The sequence below is a fragment of the Mesorhizobium sp. M0159 genome (assembly GCF_040322295.1).
In the GTDB taxonomy this organism is placed as follows: Bacteria; Pseudomonadota; Alphaproteobacteria; order Rhizobiales; family Rhizobiaceae; genus Mesorhizobium.
This window is the reverse complement of record NZ_JAMYTF010000018.1, coordinates 33,382-46,702: the sequence shown is the minus strand read 5'-3', so window position 1 is coordinate 46,702 and position 13,321 is coordinate 33,382. Positions and strand designations below refer to the sequence as shown.

General features: G+C 63.4%; 13 protein-coding genes. 10 read left to right on the top strand and 3 right to left on the bottom strand.

The window, feature by feature from the left end; translation table 11 throughout:
- Positions 1-897: an NAD-dependent epimerase/dehydratase family protein gene (locus tag NKJ32_RS18545; RefSeq protein ID WP_352828414.1), complete on the bottom strand. Its 897-nt coding sequence runs from the start codon at positions 895-897 to the stop codon at positions 1-3.
- Between the two features lie 145 nt (positions 898-1,042).
- Here NKJ32_RS18545 and NKJ32_RS18540 point away from each other — a divergent pair, with 145 nt between their 5' ends.
- On the top strand, positions 1,043-1,981 hold the full coding sequence (locus NKJ32_RS18540) for an NAD(P)-dependent oxidoreductase (protein WP_352828411.1): 939 nt from the start codon (positions 1,043-1,045) through the stop codon (positions 1,979-1,981).
- 747 nt (positions 1,982-2,728) lie between these two features.
- Here NKJ32_RS18540 and NKJ32_RS18535 read toward each other — a convergent pair.
- Both NKJ32_RS18535 and NKJ32_RS18530 read right to left on the bottom strand, forming a co-directional pair.
- The gene (locus tag NKJ32_RS18535) at positions 2,729-3,508 is read right to left on the bottom strand and encodes a FadR/GntR family transcriptional regulator (RefSeq protein WP_023675806.1); all 780 of its coding nucleotides are present in this window, start codon (positions 3,506-3,508) and stop codon (positions 2,729-2,731) included.
- Positions 3,509-3,655: 147 nt separating this feature from the next.
- Positions 3,656-4,645: a sugar-binding protein gene (locus NKJ32_RS18530; protein ID WP_023675805.1), complete on the bottom strand. Its 990-nt coding sequence runs from the start codon at positions 4,643-4,645 to the stop codon at positions 3,656-3,658.
- Positions 4,646-5,071: 426 nt separating this feature from the next.
- On the opposite strand from NKJ32_RS18530, the gene NKJ32_RS18525 reads away from it, so the two are divergent.
- The 9 genes from NKJ32_RS18525 to NKJ32_RS18485 all read left to right on the top strand — a co-directional run bounded on the left by NKJ32_RS18525 (position 5,072) and on the right by NKJ32_RS18485 (position 13,176).
- Complete coding sequence (locus NKJ32_RS18525; protein ID WP_023675804.1) at positions 5,072-5,812, top strand: ATP-binding cassette domain-containing protein; 741 nt, start codon at positions 5,072-5,074, stop codon at positions 5,810-5,812.
- 34 nt (positions 5,813-5,846) lie between these two features.
- Positions 5,847-6,845 (top strand): ABC transporter permease, encoded by a 999-nt coding sequence (locus NKJ32_RS18520; RefSeq protein WP_254820532.1) that lies wholly within the window; start codon positions 5,847-5,849, stop codon positions 6,843-6,845.
- Positions 6,846-7,157: 312 nt separating this feature from the next.
- Positions 7,158-7,985, top strand: a complete 828-nt coding sequence (locus tag NKJ32_RS18515) for an AraC family transcriptional regulator (RefSeq protein WP_352828409.1) — start codon at positions 7,158-7,160, stop codon at positions 7,983-7,985.
- A gap of 108 nt (positions 7,986-8,093) precedes the next feature.
- Positions 8,094-8,537 carry an SRPBCC family protein gene (locus NKJ32_RS18510; protein ID WP_023675802.1) on the top strand — a complete coding sequence of 148 codons (444 nt, stop codon included), beginning with the start codon at positions 8,094-8,096 and terminating at the stop codon, positions 8,535-8,537.
- Between the two features lie 33 nt (positions 8,538-8,570).
- Complete coding sequence (locus tag NKJ32_RS18505) at positions 8,571-9,365, top strand: FAD binding domain-containing protein (protein ID WP_352594154.1); 795 nt, start codon at positions 8,571-8,573, stop codon at positions 9,363-9,365.
- A gap of 49 nt (positions 9,366-9,414) precedes the next feature.
- Positions 9,415-9,897: a (2Fe-2S)-binding protein gene (locus NKJ32_RS18500; protein ID WP_352594155.1), complete on the top strand. Its 483-nt coding sequence runs from the start codon at positions 9,415-9,417 to the stop codon at positions 9,895-9,897.
- Positions 9,898-9,911: 14 nt separating this feature from the next.
- On the top strand, positions 9,912-11,279 hold the full coding sequence (locus tag NKJ32_RS18495; RefSeq protein ID WP_352828405.1) for a xanthine dehydrogenase family protein molybdopterin-binding subunit: 1,368 nt from the start codon (positions 9,912-9,914) through the stop codon (positions 11,277-11,279).
- Between the two features lies 1 nt (position 11,280).
- On the top strand, positions 11,281-12,285 hold the full coding sequence (locus NKJ32_RS18490; protein WP_352571738.1) for a xanthine dehydrogenase family protein molybdopterin-binding subunit: 1,005 nt from the start codon (positions 11,281-11,283) through the stop codon (positions 12,283-12,285).
- Positions 12,286-12,294: 9 nt separating this feature from the next.
- Positions 12,295-13,176: an AAA family ATPase gene (locus NKJ32_RS18485; RefSeq protein ID WP_352828403.1), complete on the top strand. Its 882-nt coding sequence runs from the start codon at positions 12,295-12,297 to the stop codon at positions 13,174-13,176.
- The last annotated feature ends 145 nt before the right edge of the window (positions 13,177-13,321 follow it).

Sequence of the window (13,321 nt, the reverse complement as noted above, 5' to 3'; positions counted from 1 at the left end):
TCAGCTCGTCTTGACGTATTTCCGCCAGCTGTGCTCCGGCCGAAAGCCGAGCATATCCCGTGCCTTGCGGTTGGAGAGCAGCGTCTCGTATTCGCCAAGGTCGCCCTTGACCGGCACATCGGGGTAAAACCGCTTCAGCAGTTCGGCCGTCGGCAGGTCGGACGAGGTGTCGTCGTTGGCGGCGTTGAACACTTGGTAGCCGAGCCCGTCCTTCTCGATGGCGCGCAGCGTGATCTGGCCGAGGTCGCGCGCGTCGATATAGCTCCAGGCGATGCGCTTGCGGAAACCCGGATCGGCGAACCATTTCGGAAACAGCGAATATTCGTGCGGCTCGATGACGTTGCCGATGCGCAAGGCATAAATGTCGAAGCCGCTGCGCAGCGCAAAGGCGCGCGCCGTCTTCTCGTTGACGACCTTGGACAGAGCATAGCTGTCCATCGGATCGACGTCGTACGCCTCGTCAAGCGGGAAATGGGTGGGATCGCGCGGTTCGTTGGCGAAGACCAGGCCGTAGGTCGTTTCGCTGGAGGCGATCACCACCTTGCGGATGCCGAGCTTCACCGCAGCCTCGATGACGTTGTAGGTGCCGAGCGCGTTGATGCGGAACACCTCATTGTCGGGCGTGATCATGATGCGCGGGATCGCCGCGAAATGCACCACGGCATCCACCGGCTGCGTGCGCAGCGACGGGTCGAATTCATGCAGGCCCATATAGCTCGACAGCGCATTGAACACCTGCCCGCTGTCGGTGATGTCGGTGATCAGCGTGCGCACCTTGGGATTGTCGAGCGGCTTGGTGTCGATGTTGAGCACCTGGCAGCCCTGCTCGACCAGATACTGCACGACGTGGCGCCCGGCCTTGCCGCTGCCGCCGGTGAACATGATCCGCTTCGTCATTTTGCTCTCCCTAAGATTCATGTGTATTGTCAGACAATACCGAACTCTGCAATCGCCTGCCATGGCATGCGGCAAAAACCCGCTTCAACAATTCACCGGCAATGTGCAGCGCCGTCATCCATCACTGCAAATAGGACGAAACGACATGAACACGACTGCCGCGAGCGAAAAGATCGGCTTCATCGGGCTTGGCCTGATGGGGCACGGGATCGCGAAGAACATCGTCGACAAGGGTTATCCGCTGACGTTTCTCGGCCGCAAGAACCGCAAGCCGGCGGAAGACCTGCTCGGCCGCGGCGCCAGGGAAGCGGCAACCTCGCGCGACGTCGCGGCGGCATCCGATATCGTCTTCATCTGCGTCACCGGCTCGCGCGAGGTCGAAGCCATCATCCGCGGCCCAGGTGGCCTCAAGGAAGGCCTGAAGCAGGGATCGGTCGTCGTCGACTGCTCGACCTCTGATCCCGTTTCGACGGTGGCGCTGGCCGCCGAACTCAAGGCGCTCGGCGTCGATTATGTCGATGCCCCGCTCAGCCGCACGCCGAAGGAGGCTTGGGAAGGCACGCTAGACGCCATGGTCGGCGCGCCCGATGCGGTCTTTGCCCGGCTGAAGCCGGTGCTCGAAACCTGGGCCGGGCGCATCGTCCATATCGGCGATACCGGCGACGGCCATCGCATGAAGCTGCTCAACAATTTCATCTCGCTCGGCTACGCCGCGATCTATTCCGAGGCGCTGGCGCTGGCGCAGAAGGTCGGCATCTCCCCGCCGCGCTTCGACAGCGTCATCCGCAACGGCCGCATGGATTGCGGCTTCTACCAGACCTTCATGCGCTGGACGCTGGAAGGCGACCGCGACGCGCACAAATTCACCATCGCCAATGCCTTCAAGGACCTCACCTATCTCGAGTCGATGGCGGGTGCTGCCGGCATCGCCAACCCGCTCGGCAACGCCACCAAGAACGCCTTCGCCGGCGCCTTTGCCACCGGCCCCGCCGATCAGTACGTGCCGATGCTGGCGACGCATATCGGCAAGGTCAACGGCGTCGACCTCATGCCGACCAGGGATGGCAAGAAGCAGACGATCTGAGGCTTGTGCGATACGCCCGGTACACTGCCTTCAATCGAGGCCGGCGCTGCCCCTCATCACCCTGCCGGGTACTTCTCCCCGTATAGTGACGGGGAGAAGGACGCCTTCGCCAATGATTTCGCCAACTGCCTGCGTTGCAAGCCAACTGCCTGCGTTGCAAGAACAGCCCCTTCTCCCCGTCACTATACGGGGAGAAGGTGGCGGCAGCCGGATGAGGGGCAGCACCAACCTATATGACAAATCAATAGCGCAACCGGGCAGATGACGTCGTCGGTGTTGTCGAAAAGTCGGTGCATTGCAACACGCAACGTCCGATCGAAGAGAAAGCCAGAAACAAAAAACCCGCCTCGGTGGGCGGGTCGTTGGAGCCAATTAGCACCATACCGAAATTAGTAGCATAGCTGCCGGCACAAAGCAAGAACAAAATATGCCCCCCGGTCGCACAAAGCTCAACGGTGTCGACGTCATGCCGGCCAAGGATGCGAAAAATGCAGACGATCTAAGCGCATGGGCAATGCGCACGGCGCGCTATTTTTCAATCAACGCCAGCGCCGCCCCTCATCGCCCTGCCGGGCACTTCTCCCCATATAGTGACGGGGAGAAGGACGCTTTCGCTGATGATTTCGCCAACTATTTCCATTGCAAAAGAGTGTGCCAAGATCGCGGCCAGCCCCTTCTCCCCGTCACTATACGGGGAGAAGGTGGCGGCAGCCGGATGAGGGGCGGCGCCGGACTTTGCGGTATAAATCACCGCCGCGACCGGCCGATAACGTCGTCGGTGTTGGCAAGAAGCCTGTGCACCGCGGCACGGGCTGCAGCCGGTCGCTGCAGGCGGATGTTCTTCTCGATCGCCTCGTGCAGTGCCTGCGCCCGCCGCTGATCGCTGGTCTCGCGGGTGACGAACTGGAACAAATGGTCGAGCGCCGATTCGATCAGCACGCCGAGCGGCACCAGCAGATCGTTGCCCGAGGCCCGCAGGATGGCGAGATGAAACCGCGTGTCGGCGCGCGTGCGCTCCTGCAGGTTGGTCGCCTCGCCCATCTCGCGGCAGGCCTGGCTGATCTCGGCCATCTGCTCGTCGGTGCGTCGCATCGCGGCAAAGGCGCTGGCCTCCGGCTCGATGATGTGGCGGAATTCCTGCACGGTCCTGAGGAACACCTCGCGGTCCGGCGAGGTCGCATACCAGGCCAGCACGTCGCGATCGAGCAGGTTCCAGCGCTCCTTCGGCTCGACCCAGCTGCCGATTTTCGGGCGTGACGCCAATAGGCTCTTCGCCATCAGCATTTTTATGGCTTCGCGCACCGCCGAGCGGCTGACGTCGAAGGTCTCGGACCATTTGGCTTCGTTGGGCAGGATGGTTCCCGGCGGATAGTCGCCGCGCACGATCCTCAGCCCGATTTCGTTGGCGAGCGAGGCGTGCACGCTCGAGCCGGGAAAGTGTGCGGCATCGGCACGCCGAACGACGGCCGGCCGCCCAGGCTCTGCCTTGAATTTGGCGGGTCGCTTTTTTGATGTCGCGTCCGGCATTGGTATTCCCCGGCAACTGCTTGTCGAAAGCCTGAACTCAGGGCACGGCAAAGCAGCGGCCTACGCTCCAAAGCAGCGTCGCCTCGTGCGTTTTGTATGGACAGTGCGAACGGGGCCCCCGTCGACGGGCGCCCCGCAATTGCCGACCTACTTCTGGATGCAGGTGTCGACGGTGTCCTTGGTGCATTCGTCGAGGCCGGTGAACACCGGATCGGCGACCGGCTTGCCGTCGACCAGGTCGATCATCACCGAGGGCGCCTTGTAGCCCATCTCGAACGGCCGCTGGCCAACCAGCGCGGTCACCAGCCCGTCACGGGCAATCGCCACCTCGTCGCCAATCGTGTCGGCGGCGCCGATGACGAAGGCGTTGCTGGCGATCTTGTCGGCCATCGGCTTGAACAGGTCGCGGTAGGGCTGCGGAGCGCCGAACAGCGGCCAGCCGCCCATGATGCCGAAGGCGTCGAGATCGGGATTGGCGGCGAGGATGTCGGTCATCGCCTGCACGCCCTTGGCGCCGTCGTCATTGGTGAACACCGGGCAGCCGGCAACTTCCGTCCAGCCGCCTTCCCCTGCCAGCGCCGCGAGGCCGTCCTTGCCCGACAGCGCGTCACGCATGCCCTGCGCGCGGCGCAGGATGTTGTCGGCGGCCGGATTGCCTTCGATGGTGCAGATCTTGCCGCCATTCGGCTTGGCCTTCTTGATGTATTCGCCGATCTTGTGACCCATCAGGTAGTTGTCGGTGCCGAGATAGGTCTTGCGCAGCGCCGCATCTTCCTTGCTGAGGTCGGCGTCGAGGGTCATGATCGGGATCGACGGATTGGCGCTTTTAATCGTCTGCGCGATCAGCGGCGCGTTCGATGGCGAAATCGCCATTGCCACCGTGTCGGGCTTGCTCAGCATGTCCTGGACGATCTGGGCTTCACCGGCCTCATCCGAGGTCGATGCCGGTCCGGTGTAGAAGCACTCATATTCCGAGCTGGCGTTTTCCTTGTTCCACTTCTCGCAACCCTGGTGGATGGCCTCGAAGAATGGATTGTCCAGACCCTTCACCACGATGACGAGCTGTTTCTTGGCCATAGCCGGCCCGGCACCCAACGCCATGACGGCGGCGGCAGCGAGCAATAGTGATTTCCTCATGTCAGTCCTCCCTTTGAAACAAACGGACACGGCGTGCCCGCCACACACAGATCGACCCGGAGCAAGATGACAGAGGACGTCGCACTCGTGTCGCCAAGCCAGGTCGATAAGCATTTTCATATTCAGTCTCAGACCGGCACCGACAGATATCGCCGGTTGCCAAATCCCTGACCGACAAACCCTCACCGATTCCTTCCGGCAACCCGGTGGCTCGGCGCAAGCTCCTCCGACACTTAGCTAATATCGCCTTGTCACCGACGTCAATGCTATTTGTCCTACAAAACTGATTTTTCGAAAGAAGCCGTGGTTGACGCCAAGGAGGCTTATGCGTAAATGGGCAAAATCGCTGCTTCCGGGAGGAACTGGGGAGAGCGAATGGCCGCGGCAGAACCGCAGGCCGCAAAGCACGGGGAGGCAAGAAGGCTGGTGGCGGTTCTCGAACTCACCAACATCTCGAAGCATTTTGGCGCCATCCAGGCGGTCAACGACGTTTCGTTGTCGATCGAGGCCGGACAGGTTGTCGGCCTGATGGGCGACAACGGCGCCGGCAAGTCGACGCTGGTCAAGATGATCGCCGGCAATTTCCCGCCGAGCCATGGCACGATGCAGATGGACGGCAAGGAGCTGATCCTGCACAAGCCGGTCGAGGCGCGCCAGCACGGCATCGAAATCGTCCATCAGGACCTGGCACTGTGCAACAATCTGACGGCCGCCGCCAACGTCTATCTCGGCCGTGAATTGCGCCGCGGCCTCGGGCCGCTTCGCATCCTCGACTATGCCGCGATGTACAAGCGTGCCGGCCAGATCTTCGCCGAGCTGAAATCCGAAACCCGCCCGCGCGACCTGGTCAAGCAAATGTCGGGCGGCCAGCGGCAGGCGGTGGCGATCGCCCGCACCATGCTTTCGCAGGCCAAGATCGTGCTGATGGACGAGCCGACGGCGGCGATCTCGGTGCGCCAGGTCGCCGAGGTGCTGAACCTGATCCGCCATTTGCGCGACCAGGGCATCGCCGTCGTGCTGATCAGCCACCGCATGCCCGACGTCTTTGACGTCGCCGACCGCGTCATCGTCATGCGGCGCGGCCGCAAGGTCGCCGACAAGACGATCGCATCGAGTTCGCCGGAAGAAGTCACCGGGCTCATCACCGGCGCCATCGAACAGGTATGATTGACGCCTCAACCATGAGTAAAAAAGGTCGATAATGGCAGTCACCCTTGATCAGACGATCGCGCACAAGCAGCACACCTTGCTGAGCAAGGTGTTTGCCAGCCAGACCTTCTGGGTGGTGATCGCGGTCATCCTCGCCTGCCTGTTCCTGTCGGTGGCCACGGATTCCTTTGCCACGACCAAGAACCTCTACAACATCACCCGCAACGTCACCTTCGTCGCCATCGTCGCGCTCGGCATGACCTTCGTCATCATCACCGGCGGTATCGACCTGTCGGTCGGCTCGGTGCTTTGCCTGTGCTCGATGGTGCTGGCCGTGACCATGCATGCCGGCTACGGCATCGAGATCGGCATTGGCGCTGCGATCGCGACAGCGCTGATCATCGGCGCCTTCAACGGGGTTCTGATCGCCTATCTCGGCTTTCCGCCCTTCGTGGTGACGCTCGGCATGCTGTCGATTGCACGCAGCCTTGCCATGGTCGCCTCCAACAACACCGTCGTCTTCCAGTTCGGACCGGACCACGACAAGCTGCTGGCGCTGGGCGGCGGCGCATGGGTGTTCGGCATCGCCAATCCGGTGCTCTACATGATCGTGCTGGCGTTGATCACCGGCTTTGTGCTGCGCTGGACCAAATTCGGCCGGCACATCTTCGCCATCGGCGGCAACGAGCATGCGGCAACGCTGACCGGCGTTCCGGTGCGCCAGATCAAGGTCGTCGTCTACATGATCTCGGCATTGGCGGCTGGCCTTGCCGGCATCATCCAGACCGGCTGGCTGGGCGCGGTCACCACCAATCTCGGCAACGGCATGGAGCTTCAGGTGATCGCCGCCACCGTCATCGGTGGCGCCAACCTGGCCGGCGGCATGGGCACGGCTTTCGGCGCGGTCGTTGGCGCGGCGCTGATCGAAGTCATCCGCAACAGCCTCGGTCTGCTCGGCATCAATGCCTTCTGGCAAGGCGTGTTCATCGGCGGCGCCATCCTACTGGCGGTCCTGTTCGACCGCATCCGCAATTTCAGGCGCAACGACTGACGTTCAAGCGCAGCCCCCCTTCTCCCCTTGTGGGAGAAGGTGTCGCCGAAGGCGACGGATGAGGGGTGCTCCAGCTTGGCATCGCCTCATTTCTTCCAACACCCCTCAACCGTCTCGGCGCTAGCGCGCCGATCCACCTTCTCCCACAGGGGGAGAAGGGGACGCGCTCCTATCGCCGAGTCTGAAAATCCGCGGTGCGGCGCATGGCCGGCGCCCGGACGTGCACATCCGTCTTGACGCAAGCCCAAACTGCGCCGCACAATCGCTCGCAGCAGGCGAAGGGAGGCCAGTCACCTGCGGGAGGATATACCCATGACGGAAGCGATCAGGCTCTACTGGGGCCGGTTCGGACATGTTTCTGTCCTGAACGTCGCCAGCGACTTCGTCACCCATGCCCATGTCGAGGCGCATATCATCATCTGGCTGGAAGGCACCGCCGGCGAGATGACCATCGGCCGCGAGACGGTACGGCTTGGACCGGGCACCGCCGCCGGCATCAATTCCTTCCAGCCGCACAGCCACGCTCTGTCCCGCGACGGCACGCCCGGCCTGTTCCTCGCCTTTTACATCGATCCGGACTGGGCTCGAAGGCGCCGCGAGCTGCCTTCCTCCGCGCCGCTGTTCTCCACCCCGGCAATCACGCTCGAGCCTTGGCTGCACAAGGCAGCGGCCAACCTTCTCGATCATCTCAGCGACAATGAGAGCATCGACGACATCGCCAACTACGAGATCGAGCGCTTCATCGACAGCGTACTCGACGCCGCCGATGCCTCCGCACCGCAGACGGTGCGCGCCCGCGTCAACACCATGCAGGACTTCCGCGTCCGCAAGGCGATCCAGCTGATGAAAGCCAATGTCTGCGAGCGTATCTGCTTCGACGACGTGGCGCGCAGCGTCGGCCTGTCGCGGCCGCATTTTTTCGCGCTGTTCAAGGAACAGACCAATCTGACGCCCAACGTCTATTGGAACACGCTGCGCATGGAGGAAGCGGTGCGGCAGTTACAGTGGTCGCAGGAGCCGCTGATCTCGGTCGCCTGCAATCTCGGCTTCACCACGCAAGGCAATTTCTCGCGCTTCTTCCGCGACCATGTCGGCGTCCCGCCGACGCTTTACCGCGAGGCGGCGCGGGCGATCAGCTGAGCGCCCGTTTTTTCAGACTATTTGATAGGCGTTCAAGACGCATTGATAAGCGCTGCCGAGCCTGCCGCCCTACCCTCCCAAGCAGCTGATTTGCAAGGGAACGATCATATGGCGAAAGTCACCATCTCCAGTGTCATCGACGCACCGGTCGAAAAGGTCTGGGCGCGCATACGCGACTTCAACGGTCTGCCGACTTGGCACCCGCGCATGGTCGAAAGCCATATCGAGGACGGCAAGGATGCCGGCACGATCGGCTGCGTGCGCAATTTCCAGCTCGCCAGCGGCGCCCGCCTCCGCGAAAAGCTGCTCGATTTCTCCGACGAGAACTTCCTCGTCAGCTACGCCATCCTGGAGACGCCGCAGCCGCTCACCAACCACAAGTCGACGCTGCAGTTGCGGCGGGTGACGGACGGCGACCGCACCTATGCCGAATGGACCGCCAGCTTCGACGCCGCTCCCGAGGAAGCCGATAAATTGGCCGAAGGCATGGGCGCCAATGTTTTCCAGGGCGGGTTCAACGCCCTGAAGAACCACTTTGCCGGCCAGAGTTGAATGACGGACTAAGCCCGAAAAAGGGAGCGTTCCATGGCGCTTGCACTGCAGACTTTCGCGACGGTGAAGGACGCCGGCGCGGCGCTGAAAGCCGCCGGCGCCCGCTATCTCGGTGGCGGCACACTGGTCGTGCGCGCCGCCAATGAAGGCGACGTGTCGATCTCCGGTTTCATCCGGTCGACCGAACCGGCGCTGTCAATTATCCGCATTTCCGGCGGCGAGGTCCGCATCGGCGCTTCGGTGACCATGGCGGCGGTCGCCCGTCACTCGGATCTCACCCCGCTTGCCCACGCCGCGCGCGCTGTCGGCGGCCCGGCGATCCGCAACATGGCGAGCGTCGGCGGCAATCTCTTCGCGCCAACGCCTTACGGCGATTTCACCGTTGCGCTGCTGGCTTTGGATGCAACTGTCAGCACCGATGACGGCGAGCTGCCGATTGAGACATTCCTGGCGAAACGCGAGAGCAACCACGCCATCGTCACTGCGGTCGGCTTCACGCTTCCGAAGGAAGGCGGCTTTCGCTTCCTGAAAGTGTCGAGGGTCAAGCCAAAGGGCATTTCGGTGCTGAGCATCGCGACCGTGCTGGAGCACGCACCGGACGGCACTGTGTCGTCCGCGCGGATCGCGCTCGGCTGCATGGCCGACCGGCCGATCCGTGCCAGGGCGGCGGAGAAGGCCCTGATTGGCCGGGAACTCACGAGCGAGGGCATCGCACCGGCACTGGCTGTTGCCCGCGACGGCACTTCGCCGCGAACCGATCCGATCGCCAGTGCCTGGTATCGCAACGAAGTCCTGCCGGTCCATCTCGGCCGGCTGCTGCTCGCCTGAAAGACCGTGGCGCGTATGTCCGCCTGGCTGCGGCGCAAGGAGTAAAAAGATGGCAAAGGTCCCGGTTCAGTTCACGCTCAATGGTGCCGAAAAGGCCGAATTCATCGACAGCGGCACAACGCTGCTTCATGCGCTGCGCGACAAGATCGGCGACACCTCGCCAAAAGGCGGCTGCCACCAGGGCACTTGCGGCGCGTGCTCGGTCATCATCGATGGCGAGCTCAGGCTCTCCTGCCTGACGCTGGCCGAGACCTGCAACGGCGCAACCGTCACCACCACCTCGGGACTGGCGGAAGGCGGCGTGCTGCATCCGCTGCAACGCGCTTTCCTCGACGCCTTCGCGACCCAATGCGGTTTCTGCACGCCGGGCATGATCATGGCCGCCAAGGTGCTGCTCGATCACACGCCGAACCCCAGCCGCGAGGATGTGGTCGAGGCACTGTCCGGCAATATCTGCCGCTGCACCGGCTACGAACCGATCATCCAGGCGGTGCTGAGCGCTGCGCGCTCCAATTCGCAGAGCGCGGCTTGAGGGGAGTTAAGAAAATGGAACTCCGCAAGAGCTACTTCGCCGACCAGCGCAAGGACGATCTGCACGAGATCGGCCAGTCGCGGCCGCGTTCGGATTCGCCCGGCCATGTCACCGGCAAGACCGCCTATTTCGCCGACCGCAATTTTCCCGGCATGCTGCACCTGAAGATGGTGCGCAGCCCGCATCATCACGCCCGCATCCGCAGCATCGATACGTCAGAGGCGGAAAAGCACCCCGGCGTCGTCAAGGTGCTGACCGCCAAGGATGTGCCGCACAATGTCTACACCATCCTGATCCTGATCCAGATCGGGCCGGAGGACGAGACGGTGCTGGCCGACGGCAAGGTGCGCTGGAAGGGCGAGGCGGTAGTGGCGGTGCTGGCCGAGACCGAGCGCGCCGCCCAGGAAGCCGCCGCCAAGGTCAAGGTCGACTACGAAGTGCTGCCGGCTGTCTTCGACATGGACGAAGCGCTGAAGCCCGGCGCGCCGATCGTCAACGAATATCACGGCCGGAATTATTACCTCTACGATAGCGGCGAATGCCGCAAGGTGCGCTTCGGCGATGTCGAGGCAGGCTTCGCCGAGGCCGACCACGTGCTCGAACAGACCTACCAGTCTTCACCGATCGAGCATGCGCCGACCGAAACGACCGGCTGCATCGTCGCGCCGGAGGGCAACGACCGCTTCACCTGCTACACCAACACGCAGGCGATGTTCTTCACTCTCGATAACGCCTCGATCATCCTGCAGATGCCCGGCAACAAGCTGCATTTCGTCGGCGGCACTGTCGGCGGCGGCTTTGGCGGCAAGGTCGACGTCATCGTCGAGCCGATTGCCATCCTTGGCGCCAAAATAACAGGACGACCGGTCTGTTTTATCTACAGCCGCGAGGAAGAGATGCAGATTTCCTCGCCGCGCGCCGCCGAGAAAGTCGTCATCAAGGACGGCGTCATGAACGACGGCCGCATCGTCGCGCGCAAAGTGACCGGCTACACCGACGCCGGCGCCTATTCGCGCCATTCGCCCTACGGCGCGCAGAAGGGCGCCGGGCATTATCCCGGCCCGTATACGATCCCGAATGTCTGGATCGACACCTACTGCGTCTACACCAACCGCACCCCGTCCTCGGCGATGCGTGGCTTCGGCGTGACGATTGGCGATTTCGCGCTAGAGGTACAGATGGACAAGCTCGCCCGGCTGATCGGCATGGACCCGCTCGAATTCCGTTTCATCAACGCCTATCGCGATGGCGACATGAAAGCACATCGGCAGCCGACCGAGGGTGCTGCGCTGATCGAGTGCATGCAGGAAGCCTCGCGCGCCGCCAACTGGCCGGTGGCAGAAAAATTCATGGCGATGTCGTCTTACGCGAAGGGAGTTTGAGATGGCGATCAGGCGCGGACGCGGAGTCGCCGCGATCAATTATCCGACCGGCATGAATCTCGGCGGCGACCCGACGCAGGCGCTGGTGCATTCGACGCCGACCGGCAATTTCATGGTCACGCTGTCGAGCGTCGACCTCGGCCAGGGCATGAAGCAGATCATGGCGCAGATCTGCGCCGAGACGATCGGCGTGCCGACCGACCGTGTCGTCGTCGACACCGCCGACACCGACACCGGCCCGCACTGCATGGGCACCTTCGCCTCGCGCGGCACGCACCGCGCCGGCAACGCCGTCATCCAGGCGGCCAGGGAAGCCCGCCAGGTGATGCTGGAAGTGGCGGCCGAGGAGCTGGAGGTGAATGCCTCGGACCTCGAGACCGATGGCCAGGGCAACATCCTGGTCAAGGGCGCGCCGCAGAAATCGATCTCGATCTTCGATGTCGCGCTGTCGGCGCATTTCAAGCGCGGCCGTTCGATTTCCGGCCGCGGCATGTTTTTGATCCCGCGCTCCTATCCGGAGAAAGAGACCGGCGCGATGAAGCCCTCGACCTGCTATGCGCACGCCTGCACAGTGGCCGAGGTCGAAGTCGACGACGAGACCGGCGAGGTCACCGTGCTGACGGTGAAGAACGTGTTCGAGATCGGCCGCGCGCTGAACCCGAAAATGGTCGAGCAGCAACTCGTCGGCGGCTCGTGGATGGGCATCAGCCATGCGCTCTACGAAACGACCGAGCCCTATTATCCCAACCGCGACCATGGCGGCACCGACTTCAACCAATATCTGATGCCGGGTCCTGGCGATCTCGCGCAAACCGAGATCATCGTGCTGGAACGGCCCTCGGCGGACGGGCCGTATGGCGCCAAGGGGCCGGGCGAAATGTGCGCCAACCCGCAGATCCCGGCGGTCGCCAATGCCGTCTTCGACGCGGTCGGTGTGCGCATCGACACGCTGCCGATCACGCCGGAGCGCATCCTGCGGGCGCTGAAGGCGCAAGCCCCGAACTGAGTGCTGGAAATGCCCAAGAGAAGTGCCGAGACCGTCGCGACCTCGCCGGAGGCGGTGGCGTCCCGCCTCGCCGCGTCGCACTATCTCGCCGATGAGAGCCTGGCCACCGCCATCTTCCTGGCGATCCGGCTGGGCAAGCCGCTGCTGCTCGAAGGCGCGCCCGGCGTCGGCAAGACGGAAGCGGCGAAGGCGATAGCCGAGGTGCTCGGACGCGATCTGGTGCGGCTGCAATGCTATGAGGGCATCGACGCCGCACACGCGCTCTACGAGTGGAACTACCAGCGCCAGCTGCTCGCCATCCGCCATGCCGGCGAGCACGAGGTCGACATCTACGACGACCGTTTTCTCATCGCGCGGCCGCTGCTGCAGGTGCTGAAGGCACCGGAAAAGCGCGTGCTGCTGGTCGACGAGATCGACCGCTCGGACCATGAATTCGAAGCGCTGCTGCTGGAGTTCCTGTCCGATTTCCAGATCAGCATTCCCGAGCGCGGCACCATCCGCGCGACGGCGCAGCCGATCGTCATCCTGACCTCGAACCGCACCCGTGAACTGGCCGAAGCGCTGCGGCGACGCTGCGTTTATCACTGGATCACCTATCCCGACGCCGGGCGCGAAGCCGAGATCATCATGCTGCGCGCCGGCGATGTCGCCGAGGCCACGGCCCGCGCCGTTGCCTCGGCCGTGCGCGACATTCGCGCCCGTCCGCTGGCCAAGCCACCAGGCATCGCCGAGGCGGTCGAATGGGCCAACGCCGCCACCATCCTCGAAAAGGGCGGCAGCCCCTGGCCGGAAGCCTTCCGCCGCGCCATCGGCGTGCTGATCAAGGACGAGGAGGACCTTTCCTGCATCGCGCCCGAGCTCGGCAAGATTGTCGAGGAGGCGCTGGCGTGAGCCGGGAAGTCGGCAATCCCCTCCTCCCGTCCATTCCGCAACGTTGGCGGGACAGCACCCCCCTCTGTCCTGCCGGACATCTCCCCCTCAAGGGGGGAGATCAGATGTCATCCCGGCTTTCGCTAAACTCCAACATTGCAGAAAT

Coding starts and splice junctions, on each gene's coding strand:
- NKJ32_RS18520 (WP_254820532.1), top strand. CDS start 5,847: ATGGCAGTCACCCTTGATCAGACGATCGCGCACAAGCAGCACACCTTG.
- NKJ32_RS18515 (WP_352828409.1), top strand. CDS start 7,158: ATGACGGAAGCGATCAGGCTCTACTGGGGCCGGTTCGGACATGTTTCT.
- NKJ32_RS18540 (WP_352828411.1), top strand. CDS start 1,043: ATGAACACGACTGCCGCGAGCGAAAAGATCGGCTTCATCGGGCTTGGC.
- NKJ32_RS18500 (WP_352594155.1), top strand. CDS start 9,415: ATGGCAAAGGTCCCGGTTCAGTTCACGCTCAATGGTGCCGAAAAGGCC.
- NKJ32_RS18530 (WP_023675805.1), bottom strand. CDS start 4,645: ATGAGGAAATCACTATTGCTCGCTGCCGCCGCCGTCATGGCGTTGGGT.
- NKJ32_RS18510 (WP_023675802.1), top strand. CDS start 8,094: ATGGCGAAAGTCACCATCTCCAGTGTCATCGACGCACCGGTCGAAAAG.
- NKJ32_RS18505 (WP_352594154.1), top strand. CDS start 8,571: ATGGCGCTTGCACTGCAGACTTTCGCGACGGTGAAGGACGCCGGCGCG.
- NKJ32_RS18545 (WP_352828414.1), bottom strand. CDS start 897: ATGACGAAGCGGATCATGTTCACCGGCGGCAGCGGCAAGGCCGGGCGC.
- NKJ32_RS18485 (WP_352828403.1), top strand. CDS start 12,295: ATGCCCAAGAGAAGTGCCGAGACCGTCGCGACCTCGCCGGAGGCGGTG.
- NKJ32_RS18535 (WP_023675806.1), bottom strand. CDS start 3,508: ATGCCGGACGCGACATCAAAAAAGCGACCCGCCAAATTCAAGGCAGAG.
- NKJ32_RS18495 (WP_352828405.1), top strand. CDS start 9,912: ATGGAACTCCGCAAGAGCTACTTCGCCGACCAGCGCAAGGACGATCTG.
- NKJ32_RS18490 (WP_352571738.1), top strand. CDS start 11,281: ATGGCGATCAGGCGCGGACGCGGAGTCGCCGCGATCAATTATCCGACC.